The sequence below is a fragment of the Nostoc sp. genome (assembly GCF_041747015.1).
Lineage (GTDB): Bacteria > Cyanobacteriota > Cyanobacteriia > Cyanobacteriales > Nostocaceae > Nostoc.
On record NZ_JBGTFY010000176.1, the window covers coordinates 16342 to 31248 of the forward strand.

Here is a 14907-nt window from a genome sequence, read left to right on the forward strand (position 1 = left end):
GACCCCATAGAAATGGTATTAGTAGTCTTGATTTTCTAAATACCAACGCTGTAGCACCAGCCGTTGAATTTCGCGCCAAGGAATATTATGTTTTCGGGCTAATTCTGCACAATCTTCATATTCTGGCTGCACATTAGTAATAAGTTTTTCTGATGATTGTCCATTCCATGCTATTTTGACACGCACTTTGCCATATTCAATTTCCACTTGTTGAATTTCCCGTTGTAAAATGGCGCGTTGCTGAGTTGTTCGCCGAATGCCGAGAGTAGTGGTTTCCCGAAATAAAATCGCTTCACAACTGAGTAAATTTTCTGGATGACAAATTACACTCAGCAAAATCCCTGGACGAGACTTTTTCATTGCGATCGCCTGGGTAAAAACATCCACCGCACCAGCAGCAAATAACGCTTCAAACACATAGCCGATCACTTGGGGATTTAAATCATCAATTTGGGTTTCTAGTACCGAGATGGTTTCTAAATTTGAGCTAGTATCTTCAGAATCGCTGAAATTGGACTGTAAACTTGCGCTTTCGCCCAGCCAGAGGCGGAGAATATTGGCAATGGGTAAATTGATCGTTCCTGCTCCCAATCCTATCTGCTTGATCGCGATCGCAGGTGGCGAACCAAAATCTCTTACTAAAGTAGTGGCGATCGCAGCTCCCGTTGGTGTCACCAGTTCTCGTTCAATGCCGTTGCTATAAACCGGGCAACCCCGCATTTCCCACAGCTTTAATACCGCCGGTACTGGTACCGCCATCTGACCATGTGCAGCCCGAACAGTGCCGCCACCAGTCGGGAACGCCGAGCAATAAAGTAAAGGCCATCCTTGGTCATTGCTATCAATCCTCAACCAATCCAATCCCAGGCAAGTACCCACAATATCCACGATTGCATCTACAGCACCCACCTCATGAAAATGAACTTTTTCAGGAGAAATGCCATGCACTGCCCCTTCTGCGACTGCTAGCCTTTGGAATACCGCCAAACTCCAAGCTTCTGCTCGTGATGGCAAGCTCGCTCTGAGAATCATCTGCTCTATTTCTGGCAAATGGCGTGTGCGATCGTGGTGATGGTGGTCTACCAAATCTACATAAACTTTAGTCGCCTGCTGACCATTCCGCTGGACAAGTTCTGCCCTTAACTGATATTCCTGTTCAATACCCAACCCATTGAGTTTTTCAATTAAATACTCCACAGGAACACCCAAACTTACCAAAGCACCCAGGCACATATCACCAGAAATCCCCGTCGGACATTGAAAATAAGCTATTTTATTCATAATAAATTTGTCATTTGTCATTGGCATTGATCAATAATTAATAGTTCTTCTCCCCCTGCTCCCCATCTCCCCACTACCCGTTATGGCAAAAATTTTCCCCGTTCATCCGGATAATCCTCAAATTCGCCGAATAGAGGAAATAAAGTCGGCGCTTTCTAGTGGCGCAGTCATGCTTTACCCTACTGATACAGTTTATGCGATCGGTTGTGATTTGAATGCTAAATCGGCGGTAGAACGAGTGCGGCAAATTAAACAGCTAGCAAATGATAAACCACTGACATTTTTATGTCCCTCGCTTTCAAATGTCGCAACTTATGCCTCCGTAAGTGACACAGCCTATCGAATTATGAAGCGTTTGATTCCAGGCCCATACACGTTTTTGCTCCCAGCTACTAAGTTAGTACCGCGATTGGTGCAAAGTCCCAAGCGGAAAACTACTGGAATTAGAGTACCAAACCATATTGTATGTTTGGAGTTAATGGCAGCATTGGGCAATCCGATTATTTCAACTTCAGCCCATCTGCCACCAGATGAAGCAGACGATGGGATGATTCAGATAGATCCAGAAACTATTCTGTCGCGGGTAGAGCTATTTGACCGTTTGGACAAGTTGGTAGACATAATTGTAGACACTGGCGAGGAACCTACATATCAAGTGTCTACTATCTTGGATATGACTGAAGATAAACCAGTAATTAAACGGAGGGGTTTAGGTTGGGAAGCAGCAGCAGCATGGGTATAAGAATTCCACTTCACAGGCGCACCTCTGGGTTTCGGAAATTGTGATCAAAACGACTCCAGTTTTGAGATTGTCATATTTAGAGGTGATATCTACAACGGGCTGTTCGGTGACGCAGTGGATATAACAGGATGGTGGAAACAGTTGGCACAAGGTATTTGACAACTTTGATCAAATGGTGGGTACTCGTGTGTCAGCGTCAATGGGGTGGCTTGTGAAAAAAACCGACACATTGCCATAGCTATAACTCTTTCGTATTTCCTACAGTTTTATATATGAGCTTTAGATATGAGCATTACATGGGGCAAATCTTAACGGATGAATGCCCAAAGACTATCCAGCCTTGGACGGACTTGATTGCTGTGTCTGCGTTGTAATTACGGTGCAATACTACTCCCTAGAAAAGTCATGAAAGCTAACGTCGTCAATCTACCCAACTCTACACACATTTTTGAGAACCACGTTTCGACTGAAGAATTTTTAGACAGCAGCAGCGATACATTGATTGAATTGCTGTGTGAGGAAATGCAAGGGCAAGTCAAAGCAGCACCCAAGTGCGTAGAAGCTTTAGCAAAGCGCATAGCCATAGAAGTAGAACGCATTTGCGATAAAAGCTCCCGTATTCAAACATCTGGGGAAATCAAGTCCTGGCAGATTACGTTGGGAAGGCATCGGATGCAAAAGTGCTTACGTTACTACCAACTAGGTTCCAAGCAAGGGCGGGTGGAATTACATAGCAATTTGGGTGCTATGGTTTACCGCCATGTAACTATGTCTGGCTCGGAGTTGGGTTTTGAAGCTCGTTACAGCCTGATTGAAGATTTTTTACAAGCATTTTATATCGAAGCGATCAAAGCTTTCCGCAGAGAAAACGAACTACCTAATGATCATACACCGCGTACTCAGCTGCAATTAGCTGAATATATGTCCTTTACGGAGCAGTATGCCAAACGCCGGATTAATTTACCTGGTGGTGCAAATCAGCAATTGATTATCCTGCGGGCTCAAGGTTTTGCTCGTCGTCAGCCGCAAGAGACTACCGTAGATATTGAAATGGCGGTAGAGTCTGCTAAAGGTGAAGAAGGAGAATCTTACCAGCGTAACTCGGCAGTGCAACAACTGCGATCGCAAATGGTTGCCCAAACTAATTTTGATCCATCTGAAGAATCAGAACGCGATCGCGTCATCACTGAGTTGATGAAATACCTGGAGTCTCAAGGCCAATCTGATTGTATGAACTACCTCAGCTTGAAGCTCCAAGACCTTTCAGCCCCAGAAATTGACCAAATTCTCGGTTTAACCAGCCGTCAGCGCGATTATCTCCAACAACGGTTTAAATACCATGTGGAAAAGTTTGCCAAACAACACCACTGGCAATTAGTACATCAATGGTTAGGCGCAGGTTTAGAGCAGAAGTTGGGTTTATCTTCCCAGCAGTGGGAAATCTTTGTGAATCAACTCACAGAACAGCAACAGCAAATATTACAGTTAAAAACTGCACGGGAAAACGACGTTGCGATCGCTAAAGCCATCAAATGCACCCCTAAACAGATGCAGAAACGGTGGACTCAACTTTTAGAAATAGCATGGGCTATCCGCAACGGTCATACTGAAGCCCAGACGGGCTAAAATGAAGGTGAAATCACTAAAATTTATCTAAACTCAATCCTAATTATTAGAAATGTTGTTATGTGAGGGTTTTAGGGTGTGATAATGAAAGTGAATAAAATATAGAGAAGACCATGAACCCAGTATTTCCTGAACTCTCTAGTCTTTCGAGAGCGGAAAAACTTCAACTGGTAGAAGATTTATGGGATGAGATTGCCGCTATACCATCAGCGATCGCAGTTTTAGATTGGCAGAAACAAGAGCTAGCCCGTCGCAAAGCCGAATATCTACAAAACCCAGCCATTGGCAGCAGTTGGGAAGATGTAAAAGCCAGAATCTCTCAACGACATGGCTAGAAACTTAACTATCCTTACAGCCGCAGAACTAGACATTATCGAAGCTTACGACTGGTACGAAAGGCGCTAATTTAGCTTAGACACTAAGTACAACATTTCATTAATTAGTAGCGAATTTCCTGCGTGCCTCTGCGCTTACCTCTGCGCCCCTTTGCGTTTAAATTTCACCCTTCAATTCGCCACGATCTTACGCAAATAACTATTATCTAAATTAGTAACTCGTTCCTTATCGAATTATTAATACATTTTGTATTTATTTAGTACAAAAATACCAATATTTTCCTACTTTACACCTAATAAATCTAGACTTGTGCATCCAAAATCAAAAATTTATATAACCTAGCATTTACTGTTGCTTCCAGGGAATCCTAAAATCAGGAAACCTTTTGAAGATAATCAGGATAAAGATGACTCAAGGTGCAAGAGCAGTTACTTCTGGCAATGTCTTGGAAAAAGCTGTAGAAGGGACTTTACTGGGTCATGGATATGTCCAAGTAGGCTTTGATTTACCAAAGAAACAGCGCCTTGGATGTCTTTTAAGCTCAAATACTATACCAAAACGATATGCAAGGCAGGTTTATATCGGAGCAGGAATTTATGGGAGCTATATATATGTAGACTTTTATATTATTGGTGCTGCATCCATTTCTTCCGGGCTGATTATTGAGTGTAAATGGCAGCAAAGTAGCGGATCAGTCGATGAAAAACTCCCTTACCTAAACTTGAATATTCAAAATTGCTATCCTGCACAAGCAGTTGTATTAATTGATGGTGGAGGTATGAAACCGCAAGCTGTATCGTGGTTAGGTAAACAAGTTGGTTTCAATCAAAATCTTCTCTCTGTTCATAATTTAAGTTCATTTATTGCCTGGTATAACAATAATCTTTAATACGAAGTTACTAATAATTCTGTAATTTTTCCCCGCTTTTTGGCATTGGAATTAATTGCCCTAGATGCTGATATCCTGTGGATATTAAAACTGCTGTAAAGATTGCGAATAAATTCACAATCTGAGTTAGATAGCATGACTTTAACTCCACGTTCAGCTAATTTTTCAAATATATCTTTGAGTTGAACTTGCTGATCTTCAACAAAGCGATCGCTACTATAAGCTGTAAAATAGCTAGTTTCGCTTACAGGATAGTATGGTGGGTCAAAATAAATAAAATCATCACTACTTGTAGCATAATTTAGCATATCAACAAAATCTGTTTGTTTAATTTTAGACGTAGAAAGTGCTTCTGATGCTGTTCGCAGTAAAACCTCAGAACAAATATTGGGATTTTCATATCTGCCTAAAGGCACATTGAATTTGCCCTGTGAATTGACTCGATAAAGACCATTAAAACAAGTCTTATTAAGATAAATTAGACGAGCTGCTTTTTCTATAGCAGTACCATCGGAGTTGTTTCTGACACTATAGTAATAATCTTTATCATGTCGGATTTTATGCTCTTTCAATAAAGAAATTAATTCTTCAACATGATCTCTAACACAACAATAAGTGTTAATTAATTCGGCATTTATATCAGTTAGAATTGCTGCACTTGGTTGAAGATAGAAAAAAATAGCACCACCACCTAAGAATGGTTCATAGTAATTTTTATAACTCTCAGGAAAATAAGGAATATATTGCTGTATCAACCTACTTTTACCCCCTGCCCACTTCAAAAAGGGACGCGGGCTAGTTTCTTTAGAAATTTGAATTACCATTTACTTCCGATTTAACTGAAATAATCACGATTAAGTAAAGCCAATATAACCGACGAGCCATATTTTATATTAACTGCTAATTTTTCAGCCGCATAGATTACAATTGGGTAGATAAAGCAGATCAAAACAAACGTAAGTCTATAACAAGGCAGTTTACATTCAGATGTTTGATGGATTTTGGGATAACATCTTTCGATACCCGCGCTATTTTATTACTATCCTCTTAGGTGTAGTTTTAAACGCCTTTGCGCCATTAGTGCCACTGTTGAAACGCCCAATCACCTTGATCGCCATCTTAGGTTTATTTGCGGGCAGCCTATTCTTTCTTACTCTTACCCTACGTGCAATGCTAGGCTTGAGTACAATCTAGACAGACTGTTGCTCTTGGCGTTGTTGCCGCTAAGTACTGTCTACGCAACTTGCAATCTATTTTTGTTATACAACCTCTGTAAGGAGGCGAAATTTTTATGGCTACAAATCGCCGAGTTTCCCGCGTTGCTGAACTGATCAAACGGGAAGTTAGCCAAATGCTGCTCAACGGCATTAAGGATGACCGTGTGGGTACAGGGATGGTAAGTGTTACTGATGTTGATGTTTCCGGCGATCTCCAACACGCCAAAATCTACGTAAGTATCTATGGTACAGATGAAGCTAAGGTAGAAACAATGGCAGGCTTAAAGTCGGCCACTGGTTACGTCCGCAGCGAACTTGGGGCGCGGGTACGGCTACGTCGTACCCCAGAGGTGATATTTCTCGAAGATCGCTCCATCGAACGCGGTAATAAGGTACTAGCACTACTAGACAAACTTAACCATGAGCGTCCGCCAGAAAATTTAGTATCAGTAGAACATAGCACTGATCAAGATAATGAATCATTTACTGAATAAGTAACTTAAATAACAATGTAACTTCAGAACAATTAATCTCAGCAAATCTGCCAAACAGTTTACAGACGTGACTAGATCGCGTCTGTTTTAATGTAACCATAACCTGCTTCCGCGATCGCTAGCTGCATATATCTGACAAATATAGTTGTGTTGTTTATCCTTGTATAAATACCAGCAGTTCTATATCTGACTTTGAGGTGATTATTTGATATGTAAGCGATGCCTACGGTGGACTACGCTTACGCAATACAAACTCTTATAACCTGGCGAATCTTGCCCAAAGCCAGTAATGGCAAGCCTTTCATACTTGTGGAATAAAAGTTTTATAGCTACCTAAGCAGGTTAAGTTAACTACTCTGAATTCTTTTTGTAAAGCTAATTTTCCCAAAATGTCAGGATTTGTTGACTTTCTTAACATTTCTTGAGATAATTTTAGGGTATGTAGCGTCAAAATAAAAATAGTTCCGTATAGCAAACTACAAAATTCTAGCCACAAGTCTTGTTTTTGTCATGTTTGTTCCCAATTTGTAACGGGAACTTTATCTAACTGTTAATTTGTGAGTAAAAACCATGAGTGTGAATACGGTGCCTTCTATCAATTACTACTCTCTAGATGTGATCCAAGACGAAGCACGCCGACTGGTGCAAAAGGGAATGATTAGCCGACAGCAGCCAATATATACACTCTGCCAATACATTCCAGCGAGAGAGTGGGTTTGCGTTGAATGTGAATTAGAGAAATGTGACTTTTTGTTACGCGATCGCATTGGCGATCTGATTGGTCGTGAACAATGGGACAACGACTAATCTAGTGATTTCGGATTTTGGGATTGGGAGTTTATGTTCGATTTGTGGATTTTACAATAAACGATTCGACACCCAATCTGGGGGATAATCTCTGGCTTTTAATGAGCATTACCCGATTCAGAATCTTACATTTTTCATTAATACAGTAGCACTAAAGTCTCATTTTATACAATTAATCAGGTTAAGGAAAGCATCAGAACCAATTGTTCTCTAGATCTGATGCTACAACTTGAGTCTAATACCACTAGGTGGAATTCGTAATAAGGCTCATACCCCCTACGGGAAAGCAATCTAGGCGCAGTGTGCCGTAGTCAAGACTCGCTAAGGTAATTAATTCCTATACCACAGCGGTTTCATGGTTACTGAGCTTGCCGTAAAGCCTGCGGCATAGCTTCGCTTAAGGCGCAGCCTCTCGTAGAGAAGTATTGATTTGAAGTAGGCGGTTTCCGCCGTGTTGTACAAGCTGTTCTACATTTAACTTACATAATTGGGGTGGACAAGACTTCAGCGCAGAGCATACAAATGCGTCCGATGAACTCAGAACCGCCCATGATCATATTCATGCAAGAACTCCTCTTCCCCACTCCCAATTTTCAAGCTAGAGCATTTTCCAAATCAGCTTGTAAATCTTGCTGATGTTCAATTCCTACCGAAAGACGGACTAAATTATCTTTTATTCCGCGCTTGAATCTTTCTGCTTCTGGTAAAGCGCCGTGAGTCATTTTGGTAGGATAGCAAAGCAGTGATTCCACCCCTCCTAGACTCTCTGCTAGCAAGAATAACTTGAGTCGGGAAGCGAATCTTTCAACCTCAGCAAAACCACCTTTTAATTCCAAACTAATCATCCCTCCAAAGCCAGACATTTGCTCTTTTACTAATTGATGCTGTTCATGACTAGATAAGCCTGGATAATAAATACGCTCAATTTTGTCATGCTTTTCTAAAAACTCAGCCAAAAACAAAGCGTTTTTTTCATGTTCTCGCATTCTTACAGCCAGAGTTTTAATTCCTCGCAGCACTAACCAGCTATCAAAAGGACTAGGAATCGCCCCGATCGCATTTTGATAAAACTTCAGTTCGGTGTATAATTGCTCGTTAGATGTGATAACTGCGCCACCAATAATATCACTGTGTCCCCCTAAATATTTGGTAGTGCTGTGAACCACAATATCAGCACCAAAATCTAACGGTCTTTGAAAATAAGAACTAGCAAAGGTATTATCAACTGCTAAAATGATGTTGTTTTTACGGGCAATATTTGCCAGTGCAGCAATATCAATAATTTTTAACAAAGGATTGGTGGGAGTTTCAATCCAAATCAGCTTGGTATTTGGTTGAATGGCAGTTTCAAAATCAGCGATATGATCAATATCTACATAAGTAGTTGTCACACCCCAATTTTTCACCACCTTTTCTAATAAACGATAAGTTCCACCATACAAATCATCACCAGCAACAATATGATCCCCAGTTTTTAGTAGACTTAATACTGTGGTAGTTGCAGCTAAACCAGAGGCAAATGCTAAACCAAATTTCCCATTTTCAATAGAAGCTAAAGCCGATTCTAAAGCAGTACGGGTAGGATTTCGCGTGCGAGAATATTCATATCCTTTATGTTTACCTATGGCTTCTTGTTCATAAGTAGAAGTCAAATAAATGGGAACAATTACAGCACCTGTTTGCGGATCTGGTTGTTGACCTTCATGAATAGCTCTAGTCTCAAATTTCATCATTAATCCTTGATTATTCCTGGGTTTGACTAATCCAATATTTGATTAAATCGGCTCTGGTAATTAATCCAATGGGAACATCATTTCGCTTAATAATAATCCCTGTTGTTCCCGATAACAATACTCGATAAGCTTCAGAAACATCGACTTCTTCATCGAGCATTGGCAGCGGTTTACCCATAACTGCCGACACTTCCTGGTTAGAAAAGTTGATCCCATCATGGATAAACTTCATTAAAGACGCTTCATTCACGCTTCCTACTACATGATTATTATCAATCACAGGTAACTGAGAAATATTCAGTTTTTGCAGATAGTTTGTGGCTTTGCTCAAAGTATCACGGGGGCTGACAGCAACTAAAGAAGGAAAATCTATTTTCTGAGCGAGAATTTCGCCAATTTTGATGCTTTTTACTGTTGTACCTTCCCAAAAACCATTTTCTTGCATCCAGGCATCGGAGTAGATTTTATTAATGTAATTTCTTCCCGTATCTGGTAACAAGACTACAACGTACTTCGGCTCTGTTAATCTGGCTGCATACTTCAGCGCTGCGGCTACTGCTGTACCACAGGAACCTCCTACCAATAAACCTTCCTCCCGTGCTAAACGACGAGCCATATTAAAAGACTCTTTATCGCTAATCCGAACCATTTCATCGACTAATTGACGATTAAATGTCTTGGGAATAAAGTCTTCACCAATTCCTTCAAGTTTGTAAGATTTTGGGGTGTCACCAGAAAGAATTGAACCCTCTGGATCAGCACCAACAATTACTATATTTGAGTTTCGCTCTTTCAGATATTTAGCAACTCCTGAAATTGTGCCGCCTGTTCCCATACCTGCAACAAAGACATCAATTTTACCATTACTATCTGTCCAAATTTCTGGGCCTGTAGTTAAGTAATGAGCTAAAGGATTATTCGGGTTTTCAAATTGATTTGGTCTGTAGGCTCCTGGTATTTCTTTGGCGAGTCTTTCCGCGACACCGTTATAACTTTCTGGTGAATCAGGCGGTACAGATGTGGGAGTTACAACTACTTCTGCACCATAAGCTTTTAGTAAATTGATTTTATCTTGGCTCATTTTATCAGGCATTACGAAAATACAGCGATATTTTTTTACTGCTGCAACTAATGCCAGTCCTATACCAGTATTACCTGCGGTAGCTTCAATAATAGTGCCACCCGCTTGCAGTTGACCTGTTTTTTCTGCGGCTTCAATCATGGTAACGGCAATTCTATCTTTGGTACTCCCGCCAGGATTGAGATATTCTACTTTGGCATAAATAGTAGATTGAATGTCTTCGGTAATTTTGTTAAGTCTGACTAATGGAGTTCTACCAATTGCTTGCAAAATGTTGTCGTAAGTAGCCATATATAGCAGTCCTAAATAATTTATAAAATCCTTTGTTTCTTATCTTCGCATCCTTTGTCTTCTTTACGGTAGCTTGCGGCAAGACGCTACGCCTCTACTTGAAAAAAAGTAATTTTCATAATTCGGATAGAATTGCTATGGTTGCTCTTCTCTAGTAATAAAAAATAAGGTGTTATGGGTCTTTCATGTTGGATTAATTGGGAACGTTGAAATAAATTGCACACACAGACACAGAGAGAAGTTTGAGTGGCAGCTTGTCGCCATAGATCAAAACTTTTCCTTAAAAGACGCTGCGTATACCTATTTAAGACTAGGGGTACGGTGGGGCAGAGAAAAGAGAATAAATCGCTACTGGGATGTACGTTGGAGTTTAAGTAAGCGATCGCTAATCCCCATGTCCCATTCACTCTATTATTGATATTAATAGTCAATTACTGAAGATACTGATCCAGAATCATCATGAAATCTTTACACCGTCCTGATCTCTATAGCTGGTCTAATTTCAATCCGGCAAGAAATATTGATTTCAATGGGATTGCCTGGATTCGCCCAGATGGCAACATCTTGATTGACCCAGTAGCCCTATCAAATCATGATTGGAATCATTTGCAATCTCTCGGTGGTGTAGTTTGGATTGTGCTGACGAATTCTGAGCATATCAGGGCGACTAAAGAAATTGCCGATCAAACCTATGCTAAGATAGCCGGGCCTGTGGCAGAAAAAGACACTTTTCCTCTAATTTGCGATCGCTGGCTGTCTGATGGTGAAGAGTTTGTACCGGGACTCAAGGTGATTGAACTCCAAGGTTCTAAAACCCCCGGTGAATTGGCACTGCTACTAGAAGAAACGACGTTGATTACAGGGGATTTAGTCCGGGCACGCAAAGCAGGTAGCTTAACAATTTTGCCAGATGACAAGCTGCTGAATCGAGAGGAGGCTGTTGCTTCTGTGCAGAGGTTAGCAGAGATGAGTCGGGTAGAAGCGGTGCTGGTGGGGGATGGTTGGCCAGTCTTCCGGGATGGATGCGATCGCTTAAAGGAACTTGTGGCGACGTTGTAAATGAGTGGGGGCGATCGCAATCAGCAAAGTCAAGAGTTTGGAGCTTGAAAAGTAGAGGTTAAGAGGCGATCGCTACCCAACAATGAGATCATGAAGATAAATAATCATTAATTACATTCAAGCTTGTGTGAATATTACCATTCAGTCCAAAACTTCCCCGCAAAAGATTTTTTTATACAAATTTGATCAAGCATTGCGCTTTACTGAGTATCATCAAGAGCTTAAACTACCTGAAACCTTCTTGAAGGCAAATGGTTATATTGTTCCTATTTTAACCAATGAATCTCAACTTGTTCAACTATTACGCTTCTCCGAACTACCGACGCTTGGAAGTTTACTTTGTTGAAACAATGACGTTCAATATTCCCACTGTTTACAGGAATAATCGCTCTCTGCAACCAAACTCTACATGGAGTGCTATCGTCCTATGCCGTCAACCTCTATAAACTCAGATGGTTTAGAGACTGGATTGAGGCAGAATAAGAATTTTGTATCTACACTTATTCCCATTCTGTAATGGACGAAGCGTAATCATAAAGTCATTTATTTGATCTAAGCCCTGATGACACTATCGATAATTTGTTATCAATATATTATTGACAGTTAATAACTTGACCGACTAGCTAAATCAAGAGGGGAAGGATGAAGAGTCGTCGCGTTGTCATTGTTGGCGCTGGATTCGGTGGGTTACAAGCTGCCCAATCTTTGACTGATTCTGGTGCAGATGTATTATTAATTGATCGCAACAACTATCATACTTTTGTCCCGTTGCTGTATCAAGTTGCAACGGGTCAATTGGAACCTGAATACATTGCTTACCCTATCCGCACGATTTTACGGCGATTTTCTTTCCTGCAGAATAAGCCTAACGTTCAGTTTTTGATGGCTGAGGTTGAGCAAATTGATTTTTCAGCGCAGACTGTTGAAACAGATAGGTGTGTGATCATCTATGACTTTCTTGTGCTTGCAACTGGAAGCCGAACCCAGTTTTTGGGAGTTCCTGGAGCTTCAGAATATGCTTTCTCCATGAGAACGTTAGAAGAAGCAATAGCATTGCGAAATCAGATTTTCTCTTGTTTTGAGCAAGCTATCCAGGAATCTGATTCATCACGACGCCAACAATTGCTGACGTTTACGATCGTCGGCGGTGGGCCAACGGGTGTTGAGATGGCAGGTGCTTTCGTTGAAATGCTTCGAGGTCACTTGCGTCGAGATTATCCCACACTTTTGAAACAAGTGAGGTTAATTCTCGTGCAATCTAGCGATCGCTTATTGTCCGATCTCCCAAAGAAGTTGGGAGCTTATACTTGCAAACGACTACATCAGCTAGGAGTGGAAGTTTATCTACAAACTAGAGTCAGTCTAGTTACTTCTGAATCTGTACATCTTCAAAACCATGAGGTGATTCCAACTGCAACCGTTATTTGGACTGCGGGATTAGAGGCAAACTCTCCCCCAACATCACAGGAGGTATCTTTGGCAAAGAAGGGAAAATTACTTGTTCATCCCACCCTGCAATTACTAGAGCAACCCAATGTTTATGCAATTGGGGATCTTGCATATATAGAAAATAACGGTAAAGCATTAACCGGAGTTGCACCAGAGGCTCTTCAGCAAGGTGTTGCTGTAGCCGGAAATATTCAGCGGCAATTTCGAGGTAAATCGCTAAAGCCCTTTAGCTATTTCAACAAAGGAAGATTAGCGATCATCGGTTGCTATTCAGGTGTGGGAAAAATTGGTGCATTTGCATTTACAGGCTGCTTGGCTTGGCTGATGTGGTTAGGAGTGCACTTAGCATATCTTCCTGGCTACCGCAGTCGCTTGTTAGTTTTACTCACTTGGTTACATACTTACTTATTAGGCGATCGCTCTGTTCGCTTGATTCTGTCTGTTAAATATATTAACTCTCAAAATCGCCAAGTGCTTCCCAAAGAGAAGTTACATTTTTTCCCTGAGTCGCGTTAATCTAAATTCCTGCAATTGCAATTAATCACAGTTGGAGTTAAGGCAATGACTGAAAACAGAACCCACATTAGTCTCAAATCAAAAGATATTGCGATCGCCTATTTATTGCTGCGAATTCTCATCGGTGTGAATTACTTTAATCACGGATTCACTCGCATTTTTAAGATCCCTGGATTCGTTGAAGATACCGTCAAACAACTAGCAGATTCTTATTTCCCAGAATTTCTGGTGAGAATCAATTCTTACCTAGTGCCGCCCGTAGAATTAATTGTGGGCGTGTTGATCACGGTTGGGTTAGCAACTAGAAGCGCTTTAATTGTCACCTTTGCCCTGATGATCATCTTAATGTTAGGGGTGACATCAGTACAAAACTGGGCTGCTGCTGGTTCGATGCTTTCTTACGGTATTGTGCTGTTTATTTTGCTTGCAGGTAGCAGCTTTAATATTTACTCGCTCGATCACTTGAGAAGAAACAGACGAAAACTTGCAGATTCAGCAGATGATCATCAACAAAGTATGGTCAACTTCTTGAGGAATAACTTTTGGATAAAACGCCGACTACAGCATCGTTCACCTAACCATAATACTTTCAAATAAAGAAATGTTTTTAAAGTGCTTTACACGAATGTCTAACGCACTTGCTCATAAAACACGTAAGATGATGTTTTAAAAGTTAGTGAGGGCATGGCAATGCCATGCCCCTACGAGAAATCTATTTGTATCAAGGTCTTCGTGAAATGGTATAAGTCCTCAATTCATACTAGCCCAATCTTTTCAAACAACCTCTAAGAGCGATCGCACTGTCCCACCGCGATGATTTTGGCTAGCAGTGCGATTGCGACTTATTAAGCAGGAACAAACTTCAGCGAAACACCATTCATACAGTAGCGCTTGCCAGTGGGTGCAGGTCCGTCGTCAAAAACATGACCCAGATGACCACCACAGCGACTACAATGCACTTCAGTTCTAGTCATAAACAACGACTTATCTACAGTTACAGCGATCGCACCTTCAATTGGGTTAAAAAAGCTTGGCCAGCCAGTACCACTATTAAATTTGGTATCAGATGTAAACAGTGGCAGTTCACACGCGGCACAAAAATAAGTGCCTTGATCGTATTCCTTATCCAGTTGGCTGGTATAGGGGCGTTCAGTTCCATGTTTACGCAATACACTAAACTGTTCTGGCGTTAAAATTGTGCGCCACTCTGACTCAGGTTTAGTAATTTCAAATCCACTCTTAGAAGTTGTCATGCCTTCTGACCTCCAATTGATATGTTGTGATAACCATGCTGTGCCAACTATTGCAGCACCAGCTTGTAAAAAATAGCGTTTGTTCATATATCTATTATTTTCTATTTTTTGGTTAAGTGGCCAATCAACTCCG

At 41.0% G+C, this 14907-nt stretch carries 15 protein-coding genes; 10 read left to right on the plus strand and 5 right to left on the minus strand.

The features are described from left to right. Positions 1 to 18: 18 nt before the first annotated feature. Positions 19 to 1281: a nickel pincer cofactor biosynthesis protein LarC gene (gene larC / locus ACEW80_RS14265; RefSeq protein ID WP_373527217.1), complete on the minus strand. Its 1263-nt coding sequence runs from the start codon at positions 1279 to 1281 to the stop codon at positions 19 to 21. Positions 1282 to 1363: 82 nt separating this feature from the next. On the opposite strand from larC, the gene ACEW80_RS14270 reads away from it, so the two are divergent. From ACEW80_RS14270 to ACEW80_RS14285, 4 genes are all read left to right on the plus strand, one after another. Continuing rightward, the gene (locus ACEW80_RS14270; RefSeq protein WP_373527218.1) at positions 1364 to 2023 is read left to right on the plus strand and encodes an L-threonylcarbamoyladenylate synthase; all 660 of its coding nucleotides are present in this window, start codon (positions 1364 to 1366) and stop codon (positions 2021 to 2023) included. A gap of 405 nt (positions 2024 to 2428) precedes the next feature. Then, positions 2429 to 3649, plus strand: a complete 1221-nt coding sequence (locus tag ACEW80_RS14275) for a HetZ-related protein (protein WP_373527219.1) — start codon at positions 2429 to 2431, stop codon at positions 3647 to 3649. 113 nt (positions 3650 to 3762) lie between these two features. After that, entirely contained in the window at positions 3763 to 3984 is a 222-nt protein-coding gene (locus tag ACEW80_RS14280) for an addiction module protein (RefSeq protein WP_373527220.1), read from the plus strand. A gap of 407 nt (positions 3985 to 4391) precedes the next feature. Beyond that, positions 4392 to 4874, plus strand: a complete 483-nt coding sequence (locus ACEW80_RS14285) for a PD-(D/E)XK nuclease superfamily protein (RefSeq protein WP_373527221.1) — start codon at positions 4392 to 4394, stop codon at positions 4872 to 4874. On the opposite strand, the gene ACEW80_RS14290 is transcribed toward ACEW80_RS14285, so the two are convergent. Then, positions 4871 to 5698: a DNA adenine methylase gene (locus ACEW80_RS14290; protein ID WP_373527222.1), complete on the minus strand. Its 828-nt coding sequence runs from the start codon at positions 5696 to 5698 to the stop codon at positions 4871 to 4873. The genes ACEW80_RS14285 and ACEW80_RS14290 overlap by 4 nt on opposite strands. Positions 5699 to 5861: 163 nt before the next feature. Here ACEW80_RS14290 and ACEW80_RS14295 point away from each other — a divergent pair, with 163 nt between their 5' ends. From ACEW80_RS14295 to ACEW80_RS14305, 3 genes are all read left to right on the plus strand, one after another. Next, the gene (locus tag ACEW80_RS14295) at positions 5862 to 6068 is read left to right on the plus strand and encodes a DUF751 family protein (RefSeq protein ID WP_373527223.1); all 207 of its coding nucleotides are present in this window, start codon (positions 5862 to 5864) and stop codon (positions 6066 to 6068) included. A 97-nt stretch (positions 6069 to 6165) separates the two neighbouring features. After that, positions 6166 to 6585: a 30S ribosome-binding factor RbfA gene (gene rbfA, locus ACEW80_RS14300; RefSeq protein WP_373527224.1), complete on the plus strand. Its 420-nt coding sequence runs from the start codon at positions 6166 to 6168 to the stop codon at positions 6583 to 6585. A 570-nt stretch (positions 6586 to 7155) separates the two neighbouring features. Continuing rightward, entirely contained in the window at positions 7156 to 7392 is a 237-nt protein-coding gene (locus ACEW80_RS14305; protein WP_069073690.1) for a DUF4327 family protein, read from the plus strand. A 593-nt stretch (positions 7393 to 7985) separates the two neighbouring features. On the opposite strand, the gene ACEW80_RS14310 is transcribed toward ACEW80_RS14305, so the two are convergent. Continuing rightward, positions 7986 to 9125 carry a cystathionine gamma-synthase gene (locus tag ACEW80_RS14310; protein WP_373527225.1) on the minus strand — a complete coding sequence of 380 codons (1140 nt, stop codon included), beginning with the start codon at positions 9123 to 9125 and terminating at the stop codon, positions 7986 to 7988. A 10-nt stretch (positions 9126 to 9135) separates the two neighbouring features. Further along, the gene (locus tag ACEW80_RS14315; RefSeq protein WP_373527226.1) at positions 9136 to 10497 is read right to left on the minus strand and encodes a cystathionine beta-synthase; all 1362 of its coding nucleotides are present in this window, start codon (positions 10495 to 10497) and stop codon (positions 9136 to 9138) included. 459 nt (positions 10498 to 10956) lie between these two features. On the opposite strand from ACEW80_RS14315, the gene ACEW80_RS14320 reads away from it, so the two are divergent. The 3 genes from ACEW80_RS14320 (at position 10957) to ACEW80_RS14330 (ending at position 14118) form a co-directional block, all read left to right on the plus strand. Further along, positions 10957 to 11556 (plus strand): MBL fold metallo-hydrolase, encoded by a 600-nt coding sequence (locus ACEW80_RS14320; RefSeq protein WP_373527227.1) that lies wholly within the window; start codon positions 10957 to 10959, stop codon positions 11554 to 11556. A 642-nt stretch (positions 11557 to 12198) separates the two neighbouring features. Next, positions 12199 to 13521, plus strand: a complete 1323-nt coding sequence (locus ACEW80_RS14325; RefSeq protein WP_373527228.1) for an NAD(P)/FAD-dependent oxidoreductase — start codon at positions 12199 to 12201, stop codon at positions 13519 to 13521. 45 nt (positions 13522 to 13566) lie between these two features. Further along, positions 13567 to 14118 carry a DoxX family protein gene (locus tag ACEW80_RS14330; protein ID WP_373527229.1) on the plus strand — a complete coding sequence of 184 codons (552 nt, stop codon included), beginning with the start codon at positions 13567 to 13569 and terminating at the stop codon, positions 14116 to 14118. Between the two features lie 248 nt (positions 14119 to 14366). On the opposite strand, the gene msrB is transcribed toward ACEW80_RS14330, so the two are convergent. Then, positions 14367 to 14861 carry a peptide-methionine (R)-S-oxide reductase MsrB gene (gene msrB / locus ACEW80_RS14335; RefSeq protein ID WP_373527230.1) on the minus strand — a complete coding sequence of 165 codons (495 nt, stop codon included), beginning with the start codon at positions 14859 to 14861 and terminating at the stop codon, positions 14367 to 14369. Positions 14862 to 14907: the final 46 nt, after the last annotated feature.